Raw genomic sequence first — 24875 nt, 5'->3', positions numbered from 1 at the left:
TTCCAACTGTTATCCCCCTCGACTGGGCAGATCCCTAGGCATTACTCACCCGTCCGCCGCTCGCCACCTCAGGAGTAAACTCCCTTGTGCTGCCGCTCGACTTGCATGTGTTAGGCCTGCCGCCAGCGTTCAATCTGAGCCATGATCAAACTCTTCAATTAAAGTTTTGTTGCTTCCGTCTTACGACTTCAGCGGCTCAATGAATTCTACTGTTTTGATTCGCTTTGCTCACTAAGAAGCATCGCGTTTCAATTCATACATTACTGTATGTACATATTACTATGAACACTCAATCATGCTTCCCGTTAAGGAGAATGACTTGAAAACATTGATTTAAATTTTTGACTGCCAACCCGAAGGTTAAGCAGTTTCGATTAACTCAACACCTGTGAGTGTCCACACAGATTTGCTTGATAAATTGTTAAAGAGCGTTGACCACACACTGAGTTTTCAGCGGGTCAGGGCTGCGTATTCTACGCATTCCCGTTAGTGCGTCAAGTAGTTTTTTCAACTTTCTCAACACTCATCGTTTAGCTTGCTAACCGATGAACTGCTTGGCTTTCTTTGCTTAACTTGCGTTTCGCTGTCTGCCGTGTCAGTGGATGCGCATTATAGGGAGATTGAAAAAGTCCGCAAGGGCTTTTTTGAGAAAAATGGATCTTTTTTTAATACTTTCAGTTAGTCACACAATACCCCCACTTTATCCTCAGACTTATCCACAAAATGGGTTTTAACGGTTAAATTTGCTACAGCGGCGGGTTAACTTTAGAGGCTATCGATAAGAATGAAATGATGTTCAATGGGGAATAACGACGATTAGCTATATAAAGAAGAGTAAGAATGTAATCCGGATGACATGGAAGTAAACGTGAGGCTTAATTCTAAATTAATGAAGAAATAAAAAGGCAACTTAGATAAGTTGCCTTTAGTGTACGTTTTATTCTACTTATTCAGTAGGCTTAATCTGTCAGCAGATTAACTTAACTTGCCGTGACATTGTTTGTACTTACGACCAGAGCCACAAGGACAAGGATCGTTGCGACCCACTTTGTCACCATCACGGATCATCGGTGCTTGCGCAGTGACAGCTTCATGCTCATCACCACCGCCAACAAGCGACTCTGCCGCTGCGTGTTGATAGTCGCGCTGGATCTTGGCATCTTCTTCACGACGACGCGCTTCCATTTCTTCCACATCTGACTGAGCCTGCACTTGTACTTTCGACAGCACACTGATGACGTCATGTTTCAAGGTGTTCAGCAGTTGTTGGAATAACTCAAACGACTCACGCTTATATTCTTGCTTTGGATTCTTCTGTGCGTAACCACGTAAGTGGATACCTTGGCGCAGATGATCCATCGCCGCTAAGTGTTCTTTCCACAGACCATCGAGCGTTTGCAGCATAACGGCTTTCTCGAACTGGCGTAGCACTTGTGCGCCAACCATTTCTTCTTTTGCCTTATACGCATCGCCCCAAGCAGTAATAATACGCTCACGTAGACTCTCTTCATGCAGATCGTCTTCTTTATCTAACCATTCCTGGATAGGTAATTTGAGCATAAATTCTTGGTGTAGACGTTGCTCTAAACCTGGGATATCCCACAGCTCTTCTACTGATTGCGGTGGAATATACTGATCAATTACTGCGCCAATCACATCGTCTTGGATGTTTTGGATAGTATCTTCAATACTTTCCGCATCCATCAACTCATTGCGCTGGGCGTAAACCACTTGGCGTTGATCGTTAGCGACGTCATCAAATTCGAGTAATTGCTTACGGATATCGAAGTTACGGGCTTCAACTTTACGTTGAGCGTTTTCGATTGCGCGTGACACCCATGGATGCTCGATCGCTTCGCCTTCTTCCATACCCAGCTTTTTCATCATGCCAGAAACACGATCCGAGGCGAAGATACGCATTAAGCTATCTTCCATCGACAGGTAGAAGCGTGATGAACCCGCGTCACCTTGACGACCCGCACGACCACGTAACTGGTTATCGATACGGCGTGATTCGTGACGTTCTGTGCCTAGGATATGTAAACCACCCGCAGCAACGACTTCATCATGACGAATTTGCCAATCGGCTTTGATCTTAGCTTTTTGCTCTGCTGTTGGATTATCGAGTTCATCGATTTCCATGTTCCAGTTGCCGCCAAGCACGATATCGGTACCACGACCTGCCATGTTCGTCGCAATAGTCACAGAGCCAGTACGGCCAGCTTGCGCGACGATTTCTGCTTCTCGTTCGTGGAATTTAGCATTTAAAACTTCGTGCGGGATCTTTTCCTGCACCATTAAGCGCGCTAACAGTTCAGACTGTTCGATTGATACTGTACCCACCAATACTGGCTGACCAACTAAATCCGCCATATCCTTACGCACCATTGGACGGTTAGTAGGCACAACGACTGTGTCTAATCCATAGATGTGTTGGAATTCAAACGCTTCAGTGTCAGCTGTACCTGTCATACCTGCCAGCTTCTCGTATTGACGGAAGTAGTTCTGGAAAGTGATCGAAGCTAATGTTTGGTTTTCGTTTTGAATGTGTACGCCTTCTTTGGCTTCGACAGCTTGATGTAAGCCTTCTGACCAACGACGACCTGGCATAGTACGACCCGTGTGTTCATCGACTATGATGACTTCGTTGTCTTGTACTATGTAATCCACATCACGTTCAAACAGCGTGTGCGCACGAAGCGCCGCGTTGACGTGGTGTAACAGGGAAATATTAGCTGCAGAATAGAGTGAATCGCCTTCGGCTAACATGCCGCGCTCGATCAACAGGTTTTCTACTTTTTCTTGACCACGTTCGGTAAAATGCACTTGTTTGGCTTTTTCATCGATGCTGTAGTCGCCCTCACCCACAAACTCTTCCGTATCTTCTTTATCTTGACGGATAAGATTGGGGATCAGGGTGTTGATCTTGATGTATAGCTCAGAGCTATCTTCGGCAGCGCCAGAAATGATCAGCGGCGTACGCGCTTCGTCGATTAAGATTGAATCCACTTCATCGATTAGGGCGTAGTGCAACGGACGTTGAACCCGTTCTTGCGGTGAAAACGCCATGTTATCGCGCAGATAATCGAAACCAAACTCGTTGTTGGTCCCATAAGTGATATCGGCGTTATAGGCAGATTTCTTCTCATGTTGGCCAATGCCTGCGACGTTGATTCCTACGGTTAAACCAAGGAACTCAAACAGTGGGCGGTTATTCTCGGCATCACGACGTGCCAAGTAATCGTTCACTGTAATCACGTGGACGCCTTTGCCTGTCAATGCGTTTAAGTAGGCGGGTAAGGTTGCCGTTAAGGTTTTACCTTCACCCGTACGCATTTCAGCAATACGGTTGCTGTCGAGTACCATACCGCCGAGTAACTGTACGTCGAAATGACGCATATCAAATACACGCTTAGACGCTTCGCGTACTGTCGCAAAGGCTTCAGCCATGATGCTATCTAATGAAGCTCCAGCAGCTAAACGCTCACGGAACTCTGCGGTTTTCGCCTTTAATGCTTCATCGGTTAATTTTTCATAATCAGCTTCTAATGCGTTAATGCTAATAACGATCTTTTGAAGCCCTTTAAGGGTGCGGTCGTTGCGACTACCAAATACTTTTGTCAGTAATTTACCAAACATCTGAATCACTTATTCTCTGTAGGCCAAGTCCATGATGGAAACTAGAAGCCAATGTTTCAATTAACTTGCTTTGCGGTAGACAAACTTTTGTGGATCTATCTGCTGTCCGCCGCGCAACACTTCATAATGCACATGAGCCCCAGTTGAGCGCCCAGTGCTTCCCATACTGGCGATAGCATCGCCTTTTGCGACCACATCACCTACAGTCACTGACAAAGCTTTATTATGGCCATAACGCGTATGCAAACCGTTACCATGGTCGATTTCAACCAATTCGCCATAACCGAACATATTTCCAGCAAAAGTCACCACGCCTGCAGCAGTCGCAACAACTTTAGCTCCTTCTCGACCGGTAAAATCAATCCCCTTATGCACAGACCTGCGACCGTTGAAAGGGTCATTACGTAATCCGTAGGGCGACGACAACCAACCTTTATCGAGCGGGATACCTGATATATAACGTTCATCATCTATATGGTGGTTAGATGACACTGTTTCAAGTAGTGAAAGCTGAACATTATTATTGTCAATTCGTGATGCCAACTTATCCATATCGTCGATAAGCTGTCCGAGCTCGATGTTAGTGCCTAGTTCGCTCAAACCACCCACACCAACCTCGGATGAAAAATCAAAATCTTCATCCAACTTATTCTGCTGGGCGACCTGTTGACCTAAAGCTTCGAGACGGGTGATCTTGGCTTGCATACGTGCAACATGAGTCACAAGCATAGCCAGTTGAGACTCAGTAGCACTTTTAAGCTCTAAGACTTGTTTCTTTTGTTGTTCGCGCACGAGACGATCGTTATCGACACTGGCTTGCTGATCTTGAAATCGAGCGGAGTTGTGTTGATAAATACCGGACCCAGTGGCCAACAATAGTATTGGAAGTAGCAACCAGCGTTTACTGGGCTGCCAGCGTGTGACGCCATTCCGACCTTGAATAAATACTGTTACACTCATAGCCTAATTCAGCCATCTTATTATCATATGAAAAAGCCCCCTCAAGATCTCAGCCAATTACTGCATCAATCGGGAAAATTACCCGACCTTGCTGAGAAAGCGGAACTACTTATGTATCTGGATCAGCATGTGAAGCAGATTATTGCAGGTCCTGTTGCGGAGCAACTAAAAGTCGCTAATTTCCGCCAGGGTGTTCTTGTGGTTGAAACCACTTCGGCAGCTTGGGCTGCGCGAATTAATTTCCAAAAGCCGAAGCTATTAACCCAGCTTCAAGCAGAAACGCTCCCAATCCTTACCGCAATTGAAGTTAAAGTCAACCCGAGATTAGCAATGTATGACGCAAAGCCTAAACAGGGACATAAAGAATTAAGCCCAGCAGCAGCAGAGCACATTGCAGCATTAGCGGAAAATATTGGCGGTTCACTGGGTGAAAAACTAAAACGGCTGGCCTCATTGGCCAGCCGTAATAAATAATCTTACCGCTTTTTAAGCAAATACAGCGCCACCTGGTACAGTAAAGCTGACGGGAACATCGGCTTCTTTTTCGAAGCTGACCAACTCCCACGCATCCTGTTGCGCAAGCAAAGCACGCACCAATTGGTTGTTCAACGCATGACCAGTTTTATACGCAGTGAACTCACCTAAAATAGCGTGCCCAGCCACATATAAATCACCAAACGCATCTAGAATTTTGTGCTTAACAAATTCGTCCTCATAACGCAGGCCGTCGGGATTAAGGACGCGATATTCATCAAGTACAACAGCGTTTTCCATGCTGCCGCCCAACGCTAGGTTGTTGGCTCGCAAATATTCGATATCACGCATAAACCCAAAAGTACGGGCACGGCTGATATCTTTCACGAAAGCAGAAGTTGAAAAGTCCATCACCACATGCTGTTGGCTACGAGCGATTTCTGGATGCGCAAAATCAATTTTAAAATTGACTCTAAAACCTTTAAAAGGTTTTAACTCGGCCCATTTATCGCCATCTTCAACGCGCACAGGGCGCTTAATCTTTAAATACTTCTTAGGCGCGGCCTGCTCTTTAATACCAGCAGACTGCAACAAGAAGACGAATGGGCTTGCACTGCCATCCATAATAGGAATTTCAGGCGCGTCCACTTCGATTACAGCGTTATCTATGCCTAAACCCGCAAGAGCTGCAAATAAATGCTCAATGGTCGAGATACGAATACCTTCGTCATTGACAAGTGCCGTACACATAGTGGTTTCACGAACTTGCTCCGCCTTCGCTGGGATGGCGACGGCAGGACTCAAATCGGTGCGCACGAGTACGATCCCTGAATTAACGGGCGCGGGCATAATGCTCAAAGTGACCTTGTTGCCAGAATGCAATCCGACACCAGTTGTTTTCACCATTTTCTGAACAGTTCGTTGAAATATCATTCAGTTACCCGTTTATATGCCAATTATAAAGCCTAATATTTGTACACTCAGCGTCGGCAAATCGAGCCGCACTGGTTCAACATAATAACATAACTTTATTATGTCACACAAATGCAGCTATGTTGTGGTATTGCCCAAAACGAACAACACCTCACATATTACGCTGGACTCAAACGCTCTCGCTAGTCGGCTTGCTTACGCAAAAATGCTGGAATATCAAGATAATCCAATTCATGCTTTGTCGATGGTGCAGGCGTAGGAGCTGGCTGCGGAGCCGCTGGCAACACGTTGCCTTTTGGCGCTGCATAGTTCACATGTGCAGCTTCTTCGACATAGGCTTCGACTTTTGGTTCAACAACTACAGGCTCTGGACGAGGTGCAGGTTTAGAAACCAATTGGATATCAGGACGCTTTTCAGCACCGATACCAGTCGCAACAACCGTTACACGCAGCTCATCACTCATTTCTGGGTCGATGACAGCACCAACAACCACAGTCGCGTTGTCAGAGGCATAAGCCTTAACATGATTACCGACAGTTTCGAATTCTTCGATACTCATGTCCATACCCGCAGTAATGTTAACTAACACACCACGCGCACCGGCTAAGTCGATGTCTTCTAATAATGGGCTGGCAACAGCAGCTTCGGCCGCTTCTTCAGCACGGTCTTCACCGCGAGCGACACCTGTACCCATCATGGCATTACCCATTTCAGACATCACAGTCTTCACGTCGGCGAAGTCGACGTTAATCAGACCTGGACGAGTGATAAGCTCAGCAATACCTTGTACCGCACCAAGTAACACGTTATTCGCTGCGGCGAACGCATCGAGTAAAGAAGTACCACGGCCCAATACTTTTAATAATTTTTCGTTCGGGATAGTGATTAACGAATCCACGTGCTTAGCCAGCTCGGCAATGCCTTGCTCAGCGTAAGCCATACGTTTTTTCCCTTCGAATGGGAAAGGCTTAGTCACAACCGCAACGGTCAGAATACCTTCTTCACGTGCGATTTGAGCCACAACAGGTGCAGCACCTGTACCTGTACCACCGCCCATACCGGCAGCGATAAAGATCATGTCAGAACCTTTGATTGCCGCGCGAATGTTTTCGCGGTCTTCTTCAGCTGCAGCACGACCCACATCTGGGTTTGCCCCTGCTCCAAGACCTTTAGTGACATCGCGTCCTAATTGAATTGTTGAGCCAGCGCCTGATTTTCTCAGGGCCTGAGCGTCTGTATTGGTAACGATAAACTCAACACCTTCAATGTTGTGTTTGACCATATGTTCGACAGCGTTACCGCCGCCGCCGCCAACGCCGATGACTTTAATCACCGCGTCGTCTGAGTGAGTATCCATGATCTCAAACATTGTCTGATCTCCGTGTTGCCTGCGTTATGAAAATTAAAATTCGCCCTTAAACCAGCTTTGGACCCGATTCCAAGCGCTAGTTACCCCTTGGCGCTCAGGACGTTCGAACTGACGTTCGATCACCCGTCGTGCGCCGTAATGAAGCAGTCCGACTCCTGTGGAGTAAATAGACTGGTCCACGTATTCATATAAACCTTTGATCGGTAGCGGTGACGCTACGCGAACTGGCATGCCAAAAGTCGCTTCCGCAATATCGACCACACCTTGAATCGACGCTGTGCCACCTGTGAGCACAATACCTGCGGCGATTTGATCTTCTAACCCACTGTCTTTCAACTCTTTAAGCACAAGCTCAAACAGCTCTTGGTATCTTGGTTCAACCACTTCGGCGAGCGTGTGACGTGACATGCTCCGCGATGGACGACCACCTACCGATGGCACTTCAATACTGTCTTCGCGGCTCACCATAGAACTGCGCGCACAGGCGAACTGCACTTTAATTTGTTCAGCATGTGACGACGGCGTGCGGAAAATCTTTGCGATGTCGTTCGTCACTTGGTTACCTGCAACCGGTACAACCGCACAATGACGCAAGGCGCCATTGGTATATACCGCGATATCCGTAGTGCCACCGCCGATATCGACGATACACACACCTAAATCTTTCTCATCGAAGGTCAACACAGCATCGGCTGAAGCAATCCCAGAGAACACTAAGTCGTCGACCTTAAGGCCACAACGCTCAACGCTCTTAGTAATATTCTTCGCCATATCATTGGCGCAGGTCACTATGTGTACCTTGGCCTCCATACGCATACCGGACATACCGATTGGGCTGCGAATACCGTCTTGAACGTCGATTGCATATTCCTGCGGCAGCACGTGTAAAATGCGACGTTCGGTCGGGATCTTCACCGAGCGAGCCGTATGGATCACGTTATCAACATCTTCCTGTGTCACTTCTTCATCGTTGATCGATACCATGCCGTTTTCATTTTGGCAGGCGATGTGTTTACCCGAAATACTCAAGTAAACCGATGACACTTGGCAATCCGCCATTAATTCCGCTTGATCGAGCGCACGTTGCACACTGCGAACTATCGAATCTAAATCGTTCACGCCACCTTTATCCATTCCCCTTGAGGGATGGTTACCAAGGCCGACTATGCTAATTTCGCCATCGGGCAGAACTTCGCCTATGATCACTGCGACCTTAGAGGTTCCTATGTCCAATCCGACGATAAGGTTTCTATCTTGGTTTTTGATCATTAATTATCGGCTCTCTTGTTTGTGCATCGCCCCAGCCTACGGCCAACCCTGTGTCGTAGCGTAAATCTACTCTGGCAACGGATTTCTCTTGTTTCGCCAAAACCGGATAAACAGTAATAAATCGTTGTATCCGTGCAATTTTATCTTCTCGACCCAAATCTAAAACGATACCGTTTCCAAGGGTCGCGTGCCACGCATGTCGTGGCGTTAAATTCAAACTGGCTAAGGTAAAGCCGTTAATCTTTAGTAGGGAGTTGATCTGTGCATAGACAGTCAACACCTCAAGGCCCATATCATTTGGTCCAGATAACTGCGGTAAATGCTCAAGCTCTGGGTGCGATGGCGCTTCGAATACTTCTCCATGCACGTTCAACCACAAGTCACCATTCCAATGGGCTGCGGGTTGTTGCTCTTGCAAATACACCCTGAGTTTCGCTGGCCACTCACGCCTTACCGATGCGCGATACACCCAAGGTAAAGCTTCTAACGCCTGCTGCACTAAGGTAATGTCAGCACTAAAAAAACTGCGCTGCATTAAATGCTGTAGTGCTACTTGTATATCTTTATCTGTGGTGTAAACCCGCTCACCTTTGATGGCAACGGCCTCAATCGGCAAGTTGCTGGCATCATTCAAAAATTTATGTAACTGATAGCCACCAAATACAAAACTGGCTACGATGAAAAATAAAAAGCCAGCCCCGCTCCATTGATACCAATTAAACCGTGACATTCTTGCCCGCCAGTGCCGCCTCTTATCACTCCAAGACACGCTTCATCCCACCTTTAACGACACCCATTAAAAACCACAGAAAACCGGCCATTATATAGACCAAAATCCTTTGGTCAAAATTTCCTTTTTCTCGCAGATCAAGCGCTAAAGATCAGCTTGCTTGCGCAGGTAATTCCACCACAGCAAACCCTAATCCAGACGACGCTAACTGTCGTGACAGGGCGCCAATATTACCCGCACCTTGGGTGAGTAATAAATCCCCGTCCTGCAATACATCGGGCAACACTTCTGCAAGCAGATCTGGGCTTGCGATAAAGATCGGATCTAGCTGACCACGCAAGCGAATTGAACGACATAATGCGCGACCATCCGCACCTGTGATCGGCGCTTCACCCGCACTATAAATATCGAGTAACAATAAGCAATCCACTTGTGATAACACTTCCACAAAATCCTCATACAAATCACGGGTACGAGTGTATCTGTGCGGCTGATACGCCATGACCAAACGTCTATCAGGCCATCCTGCGCGCGCAGCTTTAATGGTCGCCGCAACTTCGCTGGGATGATGACCATAATCATCCACTAACATGACTTCGCCCTTCGGCGTGGCAAATTTGCCTAAATGCTGGAAACGACGCCCTATACCTTGGAACTCCACTAAAGCCTGAGTAATAGCGTTATCGTCGATTTCATCTTCAGTCGCCACCGCAATGGCAGCTAACGCATTGAGCACATTATGTTGGCCCGGTAAATTCAACACCAGATCGAGATCTTCTTTAGCTTTACGTCTAACAGTAAAACGGCACTGATGACCTTGCTGGCTAAAATTAAGTGCTTGCACGTCCGCATCGTCACTGAAACCATAGGTCACGTGTTTACGGCCAATACGCGGCAGAATCTCACGCACGACGGCATCATCGATACACACCACAGCCACACCGTAGAACGGCAAGTTGTGCAGAAAATCCACAAAAGTCGATTTCAGTTTTTCAAAATCACCGCCATAAGTATCCATATGATCAGCTTCGATGTTGGTCACCACACTGACCATAGGCTGCAAATGCAAGAAGCTCGCATCACTCTCATCGGCTTCGGCAATCAAATAACGGCTGGTGCCTAATCTGGCATTGGTACCGGCACTGTTGAGCAAGCCACCAATCACAAAGGTTGGGTCCCGCCCAGCTTGACCATAAACGCTGGCGATAAGGCTCGTTGTCGTGGTTTTACCATGGGTGCCCGCAATCGCCACACCATGTCGATAACGCATCAACTCGGCTAACATCTCAGCACGACGCACAATAGGAATACGTAATTCTTTAGCGGCAAGGATTTCTGGATTTTCCAGATTAATCGCGGTTGATATGACGACCACATCCACTTGCTGCACGTTTTCAGCGGCATGACCAATTTGGATCTTGGCTCCGAGTAAACACAATCTGTCAGTCACGGCATTTTGCGCAATATCCGAACCACTCACCTGATAGCCTTCGTTCACTAACACTTCGGCGATCCCGCCCATGCCCGCGCCGCCAATGCCGACGAAGTGAATACGCTTAATACGGCGCATTTCTGGGATCATGCTTCTCAGTTGTGCGTATCTTTCTGTCTTAGTCATGCTTATCCTTTCTCAGCAAGGCTGATGCACACTGCGGCAACTTGTTCAGTCGCATCCAGTACCGCAACGTCTCTCGCTCTTTGGCCCATACGGGCTAATTCTGTTCTGTCATTGGCGAGCAACTGTAATTTGTTCGCCAGTTTATTCACGTCCAAGATGGCCTGTGGCAATAGGAAAGCTGCGCCAGCCTCAACCAATACTTGAGCGTTACGGGTTTGATGATCATCCACTGCATGGGGATAAGGTACCAGAATACTCGGTAGCCCCACCGCCGCTAACTCAGACACAGTCAAGGCGCCAGCTCGGCACAATACCACATCAGCCCAGCGATAGGCGGCTTCCATATCGTCGATAAACTCAGCGATATTCACGCCACCATCTTGTCCTTGTTGCTGATATGCCGCCTTCACGCCCGTAAGATTATCTTTACCCACTTGATGCCAAACCGTCACTGACTGCTGCTGACTCAGTATCGCGACAGCTTCTGGCATAAGATCGTTAAATACTTTGGCGCCAAGGCTGCCACCGACCACGAGCACTTTTAAGGCTTCATCAGCCTCATGCTTAGGTTCTGCACCTAAGGCAATCAGTTCTTGGCGAATCGGATTACCAACGACCTTGGCCTTCACTGTGGTAAAGGTATTTTTAAAAGCGCATAACACTTGCGTCGCAATCCGCGACAACAACTTGTTTGTCATCCCTGGGATAGCATTTTGTTCATGCAGCACCAGTGGAATACCGGCTAATCTTGCCGCAACACCACCTGGGCCACTGGCGAATCCGCCCATGCCAAGGACCACATCGGGTTTAAACTCAGCAATCACGGCCTTAGCCTGCAATATTGAACGCACCACTTTAAAGGGCGCCGCGAGTTTTCGGATCAAACCATTACCGCGCACACCTTTGATATCAATGAAATCAATATCAAATCCATACTGGGGCACTAAACGCGCCTCCATACGATCTGCCGTGCCTAACCAACGCACTTGCCAACCCTGTTGAGCTAAATACTTAGCCACCGCCAGTGCTGGGAACACATGTCCTCCCGTACCACCCGCCATGACTAAAATACGTTTTCCTGTTGGAGTCATCACTTCAATCTCCCTTGCACGGCCTGAACTAATGTCATGCGCCGCTCGTAATCAATGCGCAGCAACATCATCGCTGCCGCAGTCATGACCCATAAACTACTACCACCGTAACTGATAAAAGGTAATGTCAGCCCTTTGGTTGGCAACATGCCGATACTCGCGCCGACATTCACCACAGTCTGGAAACAAATCCAAATACCGATGGCATAACCTAAATAACCTTCAAATGGCTTATCCATGGCTAAACACAAATTACCTAAACGAATCGATCTCAGCGCCACAAATAGCAGTACAGATAACACAGCAATAATGCCGATAAAGCCCAATTCTTCCCCGATCACGGCAAAGATAAAGTCAGTGTGCGCTTCGGGTAAATATTCTAATTTTTGAATACTATTTCCGAGCCCTTGGCCAAACCAATCACCTCGACCATAGGCCATCAAAGATTGAGTCAACTGGTAACCGCTACCGAAGGGATCTTGCCAAGGATCCATAAAGGAGGTCACTCGGCGGATACGATACGGTTCCAATAGCACTAGGGCCACAAACGCCAATACGCCCGCAAAAATCAAGGCAAAGAAATCGAGTAAACGCGCACCGGCTAAAAACAATAGACCAACCGTTCCCACAAATAGCACTACCACAGTACCTAAGTCGGGCTGCATCAAAATCAGCACAGCGTAAATCGCAAATACTGCAATCGGCTTATAGAAGCCTTTAGCATTCTCGCGCACTTCCTGATGACGCCTCACTAAGTAACCCGCCATATAGATGGCGAAGGCAAATTTAGCGACCTCCGCCACCTGGATGCGAATAGGGCCTATGGATAACCAACGCGTCGCACCGTTTACCGTAGTGCCAACCACCAATACAGCTAACAACATCAAACCCACAATCAACAACAACATGGGGCTCCAGCGCTGCCAAGTCTGCATCTCTACTCTTAGCACAAATGCCGCAATGAATAAGCAACCCACTAAATAACCCACATGGCGAGTCATAAAATAAAATGGGTTCCCCGTGAGCGTTTGCGCTTCAGGCATAGAGGCTGACATCACCATTACAAAGCCGAAGCTAATCAAAGACAACACAGCCGCGAGCAAAGCACGGTCGTACAATTGCACGCCCGGGACTTCGGTATCACGTTGCCAATTGGGTATTGCTAAACGCAAACGCCCAAATAGGCTAAGTTGTCTTGCATCACTCGCCATTAAGTTGTCCCACGAGGTTTCTAAAATCATCACCTCGAGCCATGAAGTTACTGTACATATCTAAACTGGCGCAGGCTGGCGATAATAAAACGATATCACCAGAGGTTGCCAATTCAGCGGCTTTCGCTACCGCAGCAGCCATAGTGTCGACTCTTATCGAGCCGTCTTTCAATGCAGCAATCTTTTTACCATCGCGGCCTAAGGTGATGAGGTGTGTGACTTTAGCTAAAGCCACAGCTAAAGGCTTAAAATCAGCCCCTTTACCGTCACCGCCAGCAATCAAAATAATATCGCCTAAGTGGTCACTCAAGCCATCGAGTGCGGCGACTGTGGCACCGACATTTGTCGCTTTAGAGTCATTGACATAGGTCACGCCATTCTTAACACCAACCACTTCACAGCGATGGGATAAGCCAGTAAAAGTACGCGCCACTTTTGCCATAACGTGCTTGTCGACACCCACGACATCCACAAGCGCCATCGCCGCAAGTAGGTTGGCATGGTTATGACTGCCAATCAGCGACACTTCAGTGATCGGCATTATTTCGCTGCTGCCGTGATAAATCTTGCTGTCGCTGATGCCCCATTCGTCCGCTTCTGGCGCAGCTAAACCAAAACTGTTTTGGTTCATTGGTTCTGGCGGTACGGTCAGTTTATCGTCACGATTAAAGAGTACGGCACGGGTTTGTTTGTATAAGCGTAATTTAGCCTCGCGGTAGGCATCAATGTCACTGTATCTGTCCATGTGGTCTTCGCTGATATTCAAACAGGTCGCCACCACACACTTAAGACTGTGGGTGGTTTCCAATTGAAAGCTCGACAACTCAAGCACAAATAAGTCCGCATTTTCATGCAGTAAATCCAGCGCAGGCACACCGATATTACCTCCGACGGCAACAGCAATACCCGCTTCCCTTGCCATCTCGCCCACCAGCGTAGTGACGGTCGATTTTCCGTTAGAGCCAGTAATCCCAATCACACAAGGTTTACGGTCAGCAATTTCACGGGCAAATAGCTCAACATCACCAATCACTTCGATACCCATATCCACCGCGGCACGTACCTCTGAGGTATAAGTGGCAATGCCTGGACTGATAATGATCTGCGTCGCTTGCACAAGATAACGGCAATCGAATCCGCCAGAAATCAGCTTTACATCAGGAAAAGACGTCGCTAACGTTTCGGCGCCCGGAGGCTGCCGACGACTGTCCATCACCAATGGCGTAATGCCCTTTCCACACAAATAGCGCACCACGGACAAGCCCGTGGCCCCCAAACCTAACACTATGTGTGAATACTGATTTTGCATAACCAATTACCTTAACTTCAACGTGGCTAAGCCAAGTAAGACTAGGAATATCGAGATAATCCAAAAACGCACTATCACTCGAGGTTCAGGCCAACCTTTTAACTCATAGTGATGGTGGATCGGCGCCATGCGGAAAATACGCTGTCCACGTAACTTGTACGAACCCACCTGCAGAATGACTGACAGGGTTTCCATCACAAACACGCCGCCCATAATCACTAACAAAATTTCTTGGCGAACAAGCACTGCGATCGTGCCCAGTGCAGCACCTAATGACAGTGAACCCACATCGCCCATGAAGACTTGCGCGGGATAAGTGTTGAACCATAAAAAGCCCAGACCCGCACCGACAATGGCGGTACAGACAATCACAAGCTCACCCGAACCGGGTAAATGCGGGATATGTAAGTAATTCGCAAACTGAGCGTGACCCGACAAATAAGCAATCAACGCAAACGCCGCCGCGACCATTACCGTCGGCATAATCGCCAAACCATCGAGACCATCGGTTAAGTTCACCGCATTACTCGAACCCACTATCGTGAAGTACGCCAATACGATAAATACGGCGCCGAGTTGCGGCATCACGTCTTTAAAGAAAGGCACCACTAACTGGGTTTCACCTGGATTTGCCGCTGTGGCATACAGAAAAAAAGCAATAAGCAGCGCAGCCAAAGATTGCAGAATGTACTTCCAGCGCGCGATCAAGCCTTTAGTGTCTTTACGCACCACTTTGCGGTAATCGTCGATAAAGCCGATCAAACCGAAACTGCCGAGCACAAACAGCATGACCCACACATAGCGGCTACCCAGATCGCCCCACAGCAACACGCTGATGAAAATAGCAGCCAATATCAGCAAACCACCCATAGTCGGTGTGCCACGCTTACTAAAATGTGATTCTGGACCATCGTTACGCACAACCTGACCAATTTGCAGTAATTGCAAACGTTCAATCAGTTTAGGGCCAAACCATAAGCTAAAAACCAATGCGGTCAATAAGCCTAAAATGGCTCGAAATGTCACATAGGAAAACACGTTAAACCCGGTATGAAAACGGGTTAAATACTCGGCCAGATATACCAGCATTTACACTAACTCCCCACGCCCGAAGGCTACTGTTAGGCCATCCACGACCCGCTCCATGGCGGCGCTACGTGAACCTTTAACGAGAACCGTTACCTGTCCCGGCAACTGGTTTATATGCTTTATAAGTTTTTCTACTAACGTCGCCACACTGTCATAGTGCTCCGCACCGAAAGCTTGGCTCGTGTGCTGACTTAAAGTTCCGGTACAAAACAAGGCATCAATCCCCTGTTGCTTGGCCAGTTGCCCTAGTTCAGCGTGTAAAAGGGGCGCATTGTCGCCTAATTCTCCTAAATCTCCCAGTACCAGACAGCGATTTTCAGAAATTTCCTTTAACCAAGCGATAGCAGCGCCAACGGAGACAGGATTTGCGTTATAGCTATCGTCGATTAGACGCACGCGCCCCAATTGACTCGGCTGCATACGTCCTTTCACTGGCGTTAATTGGCTCAAGCGTTCAGATATTTCAGTCAAACTCAATCCCAAAGCAATACAAACACTTGCAGCGGCGAGTGCATTACTCACCTGATGACGACCCGCCAACGGCAATACCACTTGGCAAGATTCACCTAAATAATTGAGCATAAAACGATAGCAACCATCCGCATTAGTCTTATGGCCTGTCGCTATCACGTCGATATGACGTTTAGCGGCGCCATCTTGCTGGGAGAAGCTCAGTTGCTTATAAGGTCTTGCCTTAACGCTCATAAAATCAGCGAAGGCATCATCGGCGTTGATGATGGCAGTGCCATCGGCCTGCAGATGATTAAAAATCTCTGACTTCGCCTGTGCGACACCCGCTTGCGATCCAAATCCTTCTAAATGGGCGCTGCCGACGTTATTCACCAGCGCGACGTTTGGACGCACAAGTCCCGAGGTGTAATCGATTTCACCTTTATGGTTAGCGCCGAGCTCGAATATCCCAAACTCATCCTCTGGCGTTAAACGCAGCAAAGTGAGCGGCACACCAATCTCATTATTAAAATTGCCAGCGGTATAGAGGATTTGATGCTTTGCCGACAGAATGGTCGCGATCATTTCCTTCACGCTGGTTTTGCCGTTTGAGCCAGTCAAAGCAACACAAATCGGATTGATCTGGTCACGAACATAAGCACCAATCGCACCCATGGCTTTTTGACAATCAGCCACTATGAGCTGCGGAATATCAAAAGCTAACTCACGCTCAACCATTAACGCCGCGGCGCCGTTCGCAATAGCTGTAGCTGCAAAATCATGGCCGTCAAAGCGCTCACCCTTTAAGGCAACAAACAGGGTTGCAGCGCCGATTTTACGGCTATCACTGCTTAAATCTTGGATGGTGACGTCGTCACCGACTCGATGCACGCCTAAGTGTTGACTTAGAGTCTCGAGAGAAAGAGGGATCATCTTGATTGCTCCGATAACTGGCGTGCCAGGGCGCGTTCATCATAGTCATGACGCACACCTGCCGCCTCTTGGTAAGTTTCGTGGCCCTTGCCCGCCAGCAAGATCACATCGCCAGGTTTAGCCAATGCCACAACCTCTTTAATTGCTGCGATACGGTCAACCTCAGTCAATGCCTGCTCTGGTGTTGCAAGCCCTTGGATAATATCGGTAATAATTTGCGCGGGGTCTTCACTGCGCGCATTGTCGCTGGTCACCATAATGCGGTCGGCAAACTGTTCAGCTGCTTGGCCCATCAAAGGACGCTTGCCCTTATCACGGTCGCCGCCACAACCAAACACGCACCATAAATCACCAGCACAATGGCGACGTAGCGCGTTTAACGCTTGTTCGATCGCATCGGGTGTATGGGCATAATCGACCACTAAGGTGATGTTATCCGCTGTAGTGAAACGCTCCATACGACCTGCAACGGGCGTTAAATATTGCACCTGCTCGGCTAACGCTTTCATATCAAAACCTAGCAGATACAGGGCCGATAACGCCGCGAGTAAATTAGAGAGATTAAAGGCACCAAGAAGTGGCGAGTGGATTTGAGTCTCGCCCTCGGGCCACACTAAGGTTGCACTGACACCTTGATCGTCAAACTTGGCATTTTTGGTATAAAAAGCCGCACCTTGATGACCTTCAATACTAAAACCCCAAATCTGCGCAGGCGCAGGCTTAAGCTCAGTCAACCAAGACGCGCCAACTGCATCATCGAGATTCAATAAACCGTGACCTAAAGTGCTGAAACGAAATAGGCTTTGTTTAGCGGCGGCATAGCTTTCCATATCGCCGTGGTAATCGAGGTGATCGCGCGTCAGATTAGTGAACACGGCAACATCAAATGGTACTGCGTCGACGCGGCCTTGCACTAAGCCGTGGCTCGACACTTCCATGGCGCAGACGTTCGCGCCTTGGGCTTCAAACTCATGCAACTGACGCATTAAGGTAATCGCATCGGCTGTGGTGTTACCACTATCAACAAGCTCGCCCCAGAGACCATTGCCAAGGGTGCCCATGACGGCGGCTTTGCGCCCCAATGAAGTCACCAGTTGTGCAATGAGTTGACTCGTAGAGGTTTTACCGTTAGTTCCAGTAATACCGATAACCCCAAGGGATGGCATAACGGCAGACTTGTGCGCTAAGGGATAACGCTGGGCGGCAATTGCCGATACCTGACGACTTAACTGAAAGAAATAAATCTGCACACCGTGCTCGGCATTATCGCCCAGCAACACTTTGCCATGTTGGTCAGCATCATCCGTGTGAACTATTACGCCTGCGGCACCTAAATCTAAGGCTTTTTCAATAAACTGTCTGCCATCGACCTTATGTCCTGGCAGCGCCAAAAACACATCGCCGCTACGTATTGCGCGGCTATCTAAGGTCAGATCATTGAAGGACTGCGCGCCAGCATAATGTAGCCAAGGCGCTAGCAAATCCCGTAATAACATCATTCTGCTCTCCCAGCGGCGATTCCCGCCAATTGCACTTGTTCTTTATCGGTAATGGGTTCAACGTTTAACATTTGCAGTGCGCCAGACATGACTTTGGCAAATGCAGGCCCCGCCACTGAACCACCATAATAGAGATCGCCCTTAGGCTCATTCACTACCACCACTATCGCTAATCTAGGATTATTCGCAGGCGCAACACCCGCAAATAAAGCAACATAATCATCACCATAACCACCAGCAACTGCCTTACGACTTGTGCCAGACTTACCTGCAACTGGATAACCGTCGATGTGCGCTAAGGTGCCAGTGCCGCCTTTTTCCGTTACACCGACCAGCATTTGCATTACATCGTGGGCCACATTTTCAGAAATGACTCGCTCACCGACAGGTGGCTTTTTCAGTTTCATTATCGAGACAGGGAACAAAGTACCGCCATTGCCTAAGGTGGCGTACATGCGCGCAAGTTGAAGTGTTGTTGCCGTTAAGCCGTAACCAAACGACAAGGTGGCACGTTCAAAGTCTGACCAACGGTGGCGATCTTGAATCAAGCCAGCGCTTTCACCCGTGAGGTTAATTCCCGAAAAGCTGCCAAGTCCCATGGATTGATAAGTACCGAGCAGTTGCTGCACCGGAATAGACAAAGCCAATTTACTGATGCCGACGTTACTGGATTTAGCCAAAATACGCGCCAAACTCATATCGCCGTAGTTCGCGGGGTCACGTACTTGGCGACCACCTAAACGCATCCAACCCGGTGAAGTGGCAATAATATCGGTCGATTTAACTGTGCCAGCTTCAAGCGCTGCGGCTACCACAAATGGCTTAATGGTCGAACCCGGCTCAAAGGTATCTGTCATAGCACGGTTACGCATTCTGAAGGTTTGCAGATTGTCGCGCGCATTGGGGTTATACGAAGGCGTATTCACCATAGCCAAGACTTCACCCGTGTGAATGTCGAGGACGACAATCGAACCCGAAGTCGCTTGGTTCATCTCAGTGGTGCGTTTTAGTTCGCGATAGGCTAATTGTTGGATCCTATGATCGATACTCAGCACGAGATCATTTGGACTCTCGCCTTCCTGCACTATATCGAGACGCTCGACGACATGACCATCGCGTGACTTACGCACTTTTTGTTTGGAAGGCGTACCTGTTAACCAACTATTATAAGCATTTTCAACACCTTCAATCCCAACATCATCTATGTTAGTGATGCCGATTAATTGAGCTGTGATTTCACCACCAGGATAATAGCGGCGAGATTCGGACTTTAGAAATACACCGGGTAATTTAAGCTGAGTAATATAGTCCGCAACCGCAGGGGTAATTTGGCGTTTCAAGTAGGTGAAGCGTTTGGTGGGGTTACTGCGCACTCGCTCTAACAAATCTTCGAGGGGCTCATGCAACACATCTGCTAAGGCTTGCCAGCGGCGCATATCGGCAAAACCATTACTATCATTGACTTGTTTTGGATCGGCCCAGACGGCTCGTACAGGTACGCTCACGGCCAACATGTCGCCATTACGGTCGGTGATCAAGCCACGCTGCACTTCACGACTAGTGGTCCGCAATGTTCGCATGTCACTTTCGTGACGTAATTTGTCAGGCTCGATAATTTGAATGTAAGCTGCGCGTCCCACTAGGCTGCAAAACAACGCACACACAAACCCGACCACTACGTATAAACGCCAGTGGATCAATTGAGGTTTTTGCGGTTTGCTTACCCGTTTGATTTTCGCTTGCCTAGTCATATCTTCCCTATACTCACGGCACCTTTACCACAACTTCTTCGCTGGGTAACGGACGACTCATGTTGAGTTCCTTAGAGGCAATACGCGTAATACGACTGTGCTCAGTCTGCGATTGCTCTTCTAATAATAAATTGCGCCACTCAATATCTAATCTATCTCGCTCCTGCAGTAACTGGTCCCACTGGGTTGTCAGTTGACGGCTAACATGGCTGCCATAAACCACGGCAACCGCATTACTCAGCACAAGCAAGGCTAATAACAAGATCCATTTGTGCAGCCATAAATCATGTAAAACGATCCGTGGCAGATTAATCGAGGGCTTACTCACAGTGCGCCCCTTAGTAATCTAAACGCTCGGCAATGCGTAACACTGAGCTGCGAGCTCTGGCATTGCGTTCGATTTCTTCGTCGGATGGCATAATCGCCTTGCCCACGGCACGTAACTTACGCGACTTGTTAATTTGATCTTCAGTCACCGGAAAACCGTGCGGTACACTCTCGCCTTGGCTATGACGACGAATAAAACGCTTCACGATACGATCTTCTAAAGAATGAAAACTGATGACCGACAAACGTCCTTGGGGAGCGAGCACATTGACTGCTCCTTCAAGTGCCTGATCAATTTGATCTAATTCACTATTGATATAAATGCGGATCGCTTGAAAAACCCGAGTCGCAGGGTGCTTATTGCGTTCTTTATTTTTAGTGATACGCGCAATTAAATCGGCTAAATCTTTGGTACGTAAAAACGGCGTTTTCTCACGATCGGCAGCAATACAACGGGCAATATGGCGAGCATTTTTCTCTTCACCGTAGGTTTTAAATACCCAAGCCATATCTTCAATTTCGGCACGAGCCAACCATTGCGCAGCCGTTTGGCCTTGGCTGTTATCCATACGCATATCGAGTGGACCATCGCGCAAAAAACTAAAACCGCGTTCAGCATCGTCTAGCTGGGGCGAAGACACACCTAAATCGAGTAATACGCCATCAATTTTGCCCACAAGCCCAAGCTCTTCGACATAATCGGCTAATTGGCCAAAGCCACCATGCACGATTTGAAAGCGTGGATCATCGCTAAATTGTTTGGCCGCTTCAATCGCTTGAGGATCGCGGTCGATGGCGATCAATCGACCATGTTCACCGAGTTGTTGTAATACTTGTCTTGAATGACCACCGCGGCCGAACGTGCCATCGATATAGATGCCATCGTCTTTGATGTTTAAACCGCCAACCGTTTCTGCTAGCAGTACGGATAAATGGGCAAATTCTTGACTCATTACTCTCTTCTTATTTAGTTATCGCGACTCGTTAAAGTGAAAAATCCGCGAGGCGCTCGTTATTAACGAGATCCTCACTTCGAATCGTTTCCTGACATTCATCAATTTGCTGCAGCCAAGATTGCTCATCCCACAGCTCAAATTTATTCAATTGCCCCACCAGCATGATGCGCTTATCTAAATTGGCATATTGCCTTAACGGTGGCGGCAGTAATATGCGCCCATTACTGTCGAGCTCCACTTCGTGGGCGTAGCCGAGTAACAGGCGCTTTAAAGATCTCTGGGTTTTATCGGTATCTGAAAGCTTCAACAACTTAGCTTCGATCAATTCCCATTCGTGAATGGGATACAAGAGTAAACAGGCGGATTGGATATCGACGGTAATCACGATGCGGCCTTGGTGCTCAAGCTGCAAAGGTTCGCGGTATCGCACTGGAATAGCGATCCGTCCCTTTGTATCTAAGTTGATAGCACTGGCCCCACGAAACACGCTAATTCATCCTATCCTTTGATTTTTGATCCACAAATATCCACTATTTCCCACAACTGCTAAGTTTAGGGACAGTCGACAAGCATTGTCAAGGGATGGGATCCTTTTATAAATCCAGTCGGCAAGCGGGTTAGCCGCATGTTGAGCACTTAACCTCGCGACAAACTTTTGACAAGAAAAACCATTAGAGATTGACTAAACAGAGGAAACAACAGGAATAAATAGCGCCGATATATTCAGCAACCTTTTGCTTTCAGGTGCTTGCGATGAAAAAAATAGGGAATTATTTCTGTATTTGTGGGATTTTACGGGTCGAGAAATAACGTCAAACTCAAAAACGCAACAAAACAAACTTACGTCCATCCTTATTCGACAGTCAAAAAAGAGTTGAAATCAGCATAAAAATCTAAATTTTTATTCCAAATAAAGACGTTCATCTTTTTACTAATGGCTGAATATTAATGTCGCGATTGCGAGAAAGATCAAAAATCCCACGTAAAATCCACCAAAAGAACCACTTTCTCCCTATACATTCACCTTATACCAGCACTAGCTACCTAATGGCTCGCCTTATTCGCCTTAACAAGTTAAACGGCGTATAGTCTAAATATTGACCTACTTCAGCCGATATCATATTAAGAGGTGTAATAACAAGGAGGCGTTATGAGTGGATTGGATAGCATTTATGCCATGCTGGCACAGCCAGTAAAAGCCGTGTTTCACCCTAAACGGGTTGTTGACCAAGTCAGCAGTGCAAGCGCAAATGCCCCCGATAGCCATGAAACACCGCAGTCGCAGTTACCTCCAGCGTTAGAAAGCCGCAATACTAAAGTCAGGGAAAGACGCAAAGAATCAGATAACAATAAAAATAAGAAACGCCGTGCATCGGATGAAACCGAAACGCTAAAACTAAAAGAAGGTGTCGTACTTGAAGTGACCGATGATTCCGCAGAAATCAAGAAGCCACCGAGCCAACATATCATAGATGTAGAAGTATAAATCCGTACTGATATAAAACGGAAAAGGCGCAATCCCATTGGATTAGCGCCTTTTTATTAGCCTCTTTTAGCAGCACTATCGAGCATGTCTGAAATCAGGCCAGATTTCGAATCATGCGATACCTCAAATTAAGTTTTATCTCAAACCAATGCCGCCTCAAGGCGTATTGTTTAAGTTCGAGTTCTGGCCACCGCGTCCTGCCAACCTTCGTATAGCTGTACTCGAGTCTGGGCATCGATATTAGGGATAAAATGCTTATCAATGCAGGCTTTGTGCTCAAGCTCTATCACACTCTCCCAAAAGCCCACTGCCAACCCAGCTAAAAATGCCGCACCTAAAGCGGTTGTCTCACAAACGCTTGGCCTTAACACTTCGACATCGGTAATGTCGGCTTGAAATTGCATCAAAAAATCATTAGCGACCGCGCCGCCATCCACCTTTAAACGCTTAAGGCTGACGCCACTGTCTTTGGTCATAGCATCGAGTAAATCTTTACTCTGGTAAGCGACAGATTCCAACGCTGCCCGAATAATATGATTACGATTCGCCCCGCGTGTCAGACCAAATAGCGCACCACGGGCATTGGGATCCCAATAGGGCGCACCGAGTCCCACAAAAGCGGGCACCAGATACACGCCATTAGTATCGGCGACCTTAGAGGCAAAGTATTCAGTATCACTGGCATCACGAATAAGCCCCAGTTCATCTCGCAACCATTGAATGGTCGCGCCGCCCATAAAGACTGAACCTTCAAGGGCATAGTTCACTTCACCCTTAGGCCCCACGGCAACTGTAGTCAATAAGCCATGGTTTGAGCGCACCGCTTTTGTCCCTGTATTCATCAACAAAAAACAACCAGTACCGTAGGTATTCTTCGCCATGCCGGGCTCGACACATAACTGACCAAAAAGCGCAGCCTGTTGATCGCCCGCCATTCCTGCAACTTGGATTTCACTGCCTTCACCCGCAATCCGTGTCGTACCATACACGCTGCAGGAGGGTTTAACGTCAGGCAACATAGACAAGGGAATATCTAAGGCTTCGAGTAACTTATTATCCCAAGTCAGGCTATGGATATTGAATAGCAAAGTGCGGGCAGCATTGGTGGGATCGGTAACATGTACCTTGCCCTCGGTTAACTTCCACACGAGCCAAGTATCGATAGTGCCGAACAACAACTCACCACGCTCGGCTTGCTCACGGGCATTGGGCACATTATCTAGAATCCATTTGATCTTAGTGCCTGAAAAATAAGGGTCGAGTAATAAACCGGTATTCTCACGCACATATTCTTCTAACCCTTGAGCTTTGAGTTGCTCACAAATCTCAGCGCTGCGACGGCACTGCCACACAATCGCGTTATAAATAGGTTTACCTGTGGCCTTCTCCCATATAACAGTGGTTTCCCGCTGATTGGTAATGCCAATGGCGGCCACTTCATCGCTGTGAATACCCGCACGCGCCAATACTTCAATTAACACTGAACTTTGGCTTGCCCAAATCTCCATGGGATCATGCTCGACCCAACCCGGATTAGGGTACAACTGGGTAAATTCCCGCTGGGACACGCTGACAATGTTTGCGTCGTGATCGAACACTATCGCCCTTGAGCTGGTTGTGCCTTGATCTAAGGCCACCACGTATTTTTTCTGCACGCTACTATCCTATCTGAACTCTCCGCCGCCTTTTTATGCTAGGGAGAATTAACATGATCCACCGACTTATGCAGTGAATATATTCGGAATTTACCGCCGTGACCAGCAAGCAAGCCGTAAAACAA

Annotated in this window: 20 protein-coding genes and 1 rRNA gene; 2 read left to right on the top strand and 19 right to left on the bottom strand. The window is 47.8% G+C overall.

All coding sequences use genetic code 11. The annotated features are described in order from the left end of the window. The 3 genes from L5L77_RS13485 to L5L77_RS13475 all read right to left on the bottom strand — a co-directional run. A 16S ribosomal RNA gene (locus L5L77_RS13485) occupies positions 1–161 on the bottom strand; the annotation flags it as partial. An 814-nt stretch (positions 162–975) separates the two neighbouring features. Continuing rightward, a complete protein-coding gene (gene secA / locus L5L77_RS13480) occupies positions 976–3639 on the bottom strand; it encodes a preprotein translocase subunit SecA (protein ID WP_263222912.1) in 2664 nt (887 codons plus the stop codon). Between the two features lie 60 nt (positions 3640–3699). Further along, the gene (locus L5L77_RS13475; RefSeq protein ID WP_105251201.1) at positions 3700–4599 is read right to left on the bottom strand and encodes a M23 family metallopeptidase; all 900 of its coding nucleotides are present in this window, start codon (positions 4597–4599) and stop codon (positions 3700–3702) included. A 27-nt stretch (positions 4600–4626) separates the two neighbouring features. Here L5L77_RS13475 and L5L77_RS13470 point away from each other — a divergent pair, with 27 nt between their 5' ends. After that, entirely contained in the window at positions 4627–5073 is a 447-nt protein-coding gene (locus L5L77_RS13470; protein ID WP_106648311.1) for a DUF721 domain-containing protein, read from the top strand. Between the two features lie 12 nt (positions 5074–5085). Here L5L77_RS13470 and lpxC read toward each other — a convergent pair whose 3' ends face one another. From lpxC to mraZ, 15 genes are all read right to left on the bottom strand, one after another. Beyond that, entirely contained in the window at positions 5086–6006 is a 921-nt protein-coding gene (gene lpxC / locus L5L77_RS13465; protein ID WP_011845621.1) for a UDP-3-O-acyl-N-acetylglucosamine deacetylase, read from the bottom strand. 182 nt (positions 6007–6188) lie between these two features. Further along, positions 6189–7376 (bottom strand): cell division protein FtsZ, encoded by a 1188-nt coding sequence (gene ftsZ / locus L5L77_RS13460; RefSeq protein WP_106648312.1) that lies wholly within the window; start codon positions 7374–7376, stop codon positions 6189–6191. A gap of 33 nt (positions 7377–7409) precedes the next feature. Beyond that, positions 7410–8645, bottom strand: a complete 1236-nt coding sequence (ftsA, locus tag L5L77_RS13455) for a cell division protein FtsA (protein WP_006079897.1) — start codon at positions 8643–8645, stop codon at positions 7410–7412. Next, the gene (locus L5L77_RS13450; RefSeq protein ID WP_168826587.1) at positions 8626–9375 is read right to left on the bottom strand and encodes a cell division protein FtsQ/DivIB; all 750 of its coding nucleotides are present in this window, start codon (positions 9373–9375) and stop codon (positions 8626–8628) included. Before L5L77_RS13450 ends, ftsA begins: the two co-directional genes overlap by 20 nt. Before the next feature lie 151 nt (positions 9376–9526). Then, positions 9527–10993: a UDP-N-acetylmuramate--L-alanine ligase gene (gene murC / locus L5L77_RS13445; RefSeq protein WP_105251197.1), complete on the bottom strand. Its 1467-nt coding sequence runs from the start codon at positions 10991–10993 to the stop codon at positions 9527–9529. A gap of 2 nt (positions 10994–10995) precedes the next feature. Further along, positions 10996–12084 carry an undecaprenyldiphospho-muramoylpentapeptide beta-N-acetylglucosaminyltransferase gene (gene murG / locus L5L77_RS13440; RefSeq protein ID WP_168826594.1) on the bottom strand — a complete coding sequence of 363 codons (1089 nt, stop codon included), beginning with the start codon at positions 12082–12084 and terminating at the stop codon, positions 10996–10998. Continuing rightward, a complete protein-coding gene (gene ftsW / locus L5L77_RS13435) occupies positions 12084–13295 on the bottom strand; it encodes a cell division protein FtsW (protein ID WP_113941076.1) in 1212 nt (403 codons plus the stop codon). The genes murG and ftsW overlap by 1 nt, the downstream gene beginning before the upstream one ends. Continuing rightward, a complete protein-coding gene (gene murD, locus L5L77_RS13430; RefSeq protein WP_263185181.1) occupies positions 13285–14604 on the bottom strand; it encodes a UDP-N-acetylmuramoyl-L-alanine--D-glutamate ligase in 1320 nt (439 codons plus the stop codon). Before murD ends, ftsW begins: the two co-directional genes overlap by 11 nt. 6 nt (positions 14605–14610) lie before the next feature. Beyond that, positions 14611–15693, bottom strand: a complete 1083-nt coding sequence (mraY, locus tag L5L77_RS13425; protein ID WP_006079891.1) for a phospho-N-acetylmuramoyl-pentapeptide-transferase — start codon at positions 15691–15693, stop codon at positions 14611–14613. Continuing rightward, positions 15694–17076: a UDP-N-acetylmuramoyl-tripeptide--D-alanyl-D-alanine ligase gene (locus L5L77_RS13420; RefSeq protein ID WP_168826585.1), complete on the bottom strand. Its 1383-nt coding sequence runs from the start codon at positions 17074–17076 to the stop codon at positions 15694–15696. Continuing rightward, positions 17073–18575 carry a UDP-N-acetylmuramoyl-L-alanyl-D-glutamate--2,6-diaminopimelate ligase gene (gene murE / locus L5L77_RS13415; RefSeq protein WP_263185182.1) on the bottom strand — a complete coding sequence of 501 codons (1503 nt, stop codon included), beginning with the start codon at positions 18573–18575 and terminating at the stop codon, positions 17073–17075. The genes L5L77_RS13420 and murE overlap by 4 nt, the downstream gene beginning before the upstream one ends. After that, a complete protein-coding gene (locus L5L77_RS13410) occupies positions 18572–20326 on the bottom strand; it encodes a penicillin-binding transpeptidase domain-containing protein (RefSeq protein WP_105251191.1) in 1755 nt (584 codons plus the stop codon). The genes murE and L5L77_RS13410 overlap by 4 nt, the downstream gene beginning before the upstream one ends. A 13-nt stretch (positions 20327–20339) precedes the next feature. After that, positions 20340–20654 carry a cell division protein FtsL gene (gene ftsL / locus L5L77_RS13405; RefSeq protein WP_105251190.1) on the bottom strand — a complete coding sequence of 105 codons (315 nt, stop codon included), beginning with the start codon at positions 20652–20654 and terminating at the stop codon, positions 20340–20342. A gap of 10 nt (positions 20655–20664) precedes the next feature. Beyond that, on the bottom strand, positions 20665–21606 hold the full coding sequence (rsmH, locus tag L5L77_RS13400) for a 16S rRNA (cytosine(1402)-N(4))-methyltransferase RsmH (protein ID WP_131525721.1): 942 nt from the start codon (positions 21604–21606) through the stop codon (positions 20665–20667). 31 nt (positions 21607–21637) lie between these two features. Next, complete coding sequence (mraZ, locus tag L5L77_RS13395; protein WP_105251188.1) at positions 21638–22096, bottom strand: division/cell wall cluster transcriptional repressor MraZ; 459 nt, start codon at positions 22094–22096, stop codon at positions 21638–21640. Between the two features lie 663 nt (positions 22097–22759). Between mraZ and L5L77_RS13390 the strand changes: the two genes are divergently transcribed. Continuing rightward, on the top strand, positions 22760–23095 hold the full coding sequence (locus tag L5L77_RS13390) for a hypothetical protein (protein ID WP_168826581.1): 336 nt from the start codon (positions 22760–22762) through the stop codon (positions 23093–23095). Between the two features lie 170 nt (positions 23096–23265). Here L5L77_RS13390 and glpK read toward each other — a convergent pair whose 3' ends face one another. After that, a complete protein-coding gene (gene glpK, locus L5L77_RS13385; RefSeq protein ID WP_173247352.1) occupies positions 23266–24750 on the bottom strand; it encodes a glycerol kinase GlpK in 1485 nt (494 codons plus the stop codon). Positions 24751–24875 lie beyond the last annotated feature (125 nt).

The sequence above is a fragment of the Shewanella sp. SM29 genome, assembly GCF_025654245.1.
Classification (GTDB): Bacteria; Pseudomonadota; Gammaproteobacteria; order Enterobacterales; family Shewanellaceae; genus Shewanella; species Shewanella oncorhynchi.
This window is presented reverse-complemented; position numbering and strand designations above follow the sequence as displayed.

Excerpts from the sequence above, each read along its gene's own strand:
- secA (WP_263222912.1), bottom strand. The coding sequence starts at position 3,639 with ATGTTTGGTAAATTACTGACAAAAGTATTTGGTAGTCGCAACGACCGC.
- L5L77_RS13475 (WP_105251201.1), bottom strand. The coding sequence starts at position 4,599 with ATGAGTGTAACAGTATTTATTCAAGGTCGGAATGGCGTCACACGCTGG.
- L5L77_RS13470 (WP_106648311.1), top strand. The coding sequence starts at position 4,627 with ATGAAAAAGCCCCCTCAAGATCTCAGCCAATTACTGCATCAATCGGGA.
- lpxC (WP_011845621.1), bottom strand. The coding sequence starts at position 6,006 with ATGATATTTCAACGAACTGTTCAGAAAATGGTGAAAACAACTGGTGTC.
- ftsZ (WP_106648312.1), bottom strand. The coding sequence starts at position 7,376 with ATGTTTGAGATCATGGATACTCACTCAGACGACGCGGTGATTAAAGTC.
- ftsA (WP_006079897.1), bottom strand. The coding sequence starts at position 8,645 with ATGATCAAAAACCAAGATAGAAACCTTATCGTCGGATTGGACATAGGA.
- L5L77_RS13450 (WP_168826587.1), bottom strand. The coding sequence starts at position 9,375 with ATGTCACGGTTTAATTGGTATCAATGGAGCGGGGCTGGCTTTTTATTT.
- murC (WP_105251197.1), bottom strand. The coding sequence starts at position 10,993 with ATGACTAAGACAGAAAGATACGCACAACTGAGAAGCATGATCCCAGAA.
- murG (WP_168826594.1), bottom strand. The coding sequence starts at position 12,084 with ATGACTCCAACAGGAAAACGTATTTTAGTCATGGCGGGTGGTACGGGA.
- ftsW (WP_113941076.1), bottom strand. The coding sequence starts at position 13,295 with ATGGCGAGTGATGCAAGACAACTTAGCCTATTTGGGCGTTTGCGTTTA.
- murD (WP_263185181.1), bottom strand. The coding sequence starts at position 14,604 with ATGCAAAATCAGTATTCACACATAGTGTTAGGTTTGGGGGCCACGGGC.
- mraY (WP_006079891.1), bottom strand. The coding sequence starts at position 15,693 with ATGCTGGTATATCTGGCCGAGTATTTAACCCGTTTTCATACCGGGTTT.
- L5L77_RS13420 (WP_168826585.1), bottom strand. The coding sequence starts at position 17,076 with ATGATCCCTCTTTCTCTCGAGACTCTAAGTCAACACTTAGGCGTGCAT.
- murE (WP_263185182.1), bottom strand. The coding sequence starts at position 18,575 with ATGATGTTATTACGGGATTTGCTAGCGCCTTGGCTACATTATGCTGGC.
- L5L77_RS13410 (WP_105251191.1), bottom strand. The coding sequence starts at position 20,326 with ATGACTAGGCAAGCGAAAATCAAACGGGTAAGCAAACCGCAAAAACCT.
- rsmH (WP_131525721.1), bottom strand. The coding sequence starts at position 21,606 with ATGAGTCAAGAATTTGCCCATTTATCCGTACTGCTAGCAGAAACGGTT.
- L5L77_RS13390 (WP_168826581.1), top strand. The coding sequence starts at position 22,760 with ATGAGTGGATTGGATAGCATTTATGCCATGCTGGCACAGCCAGTAAAA.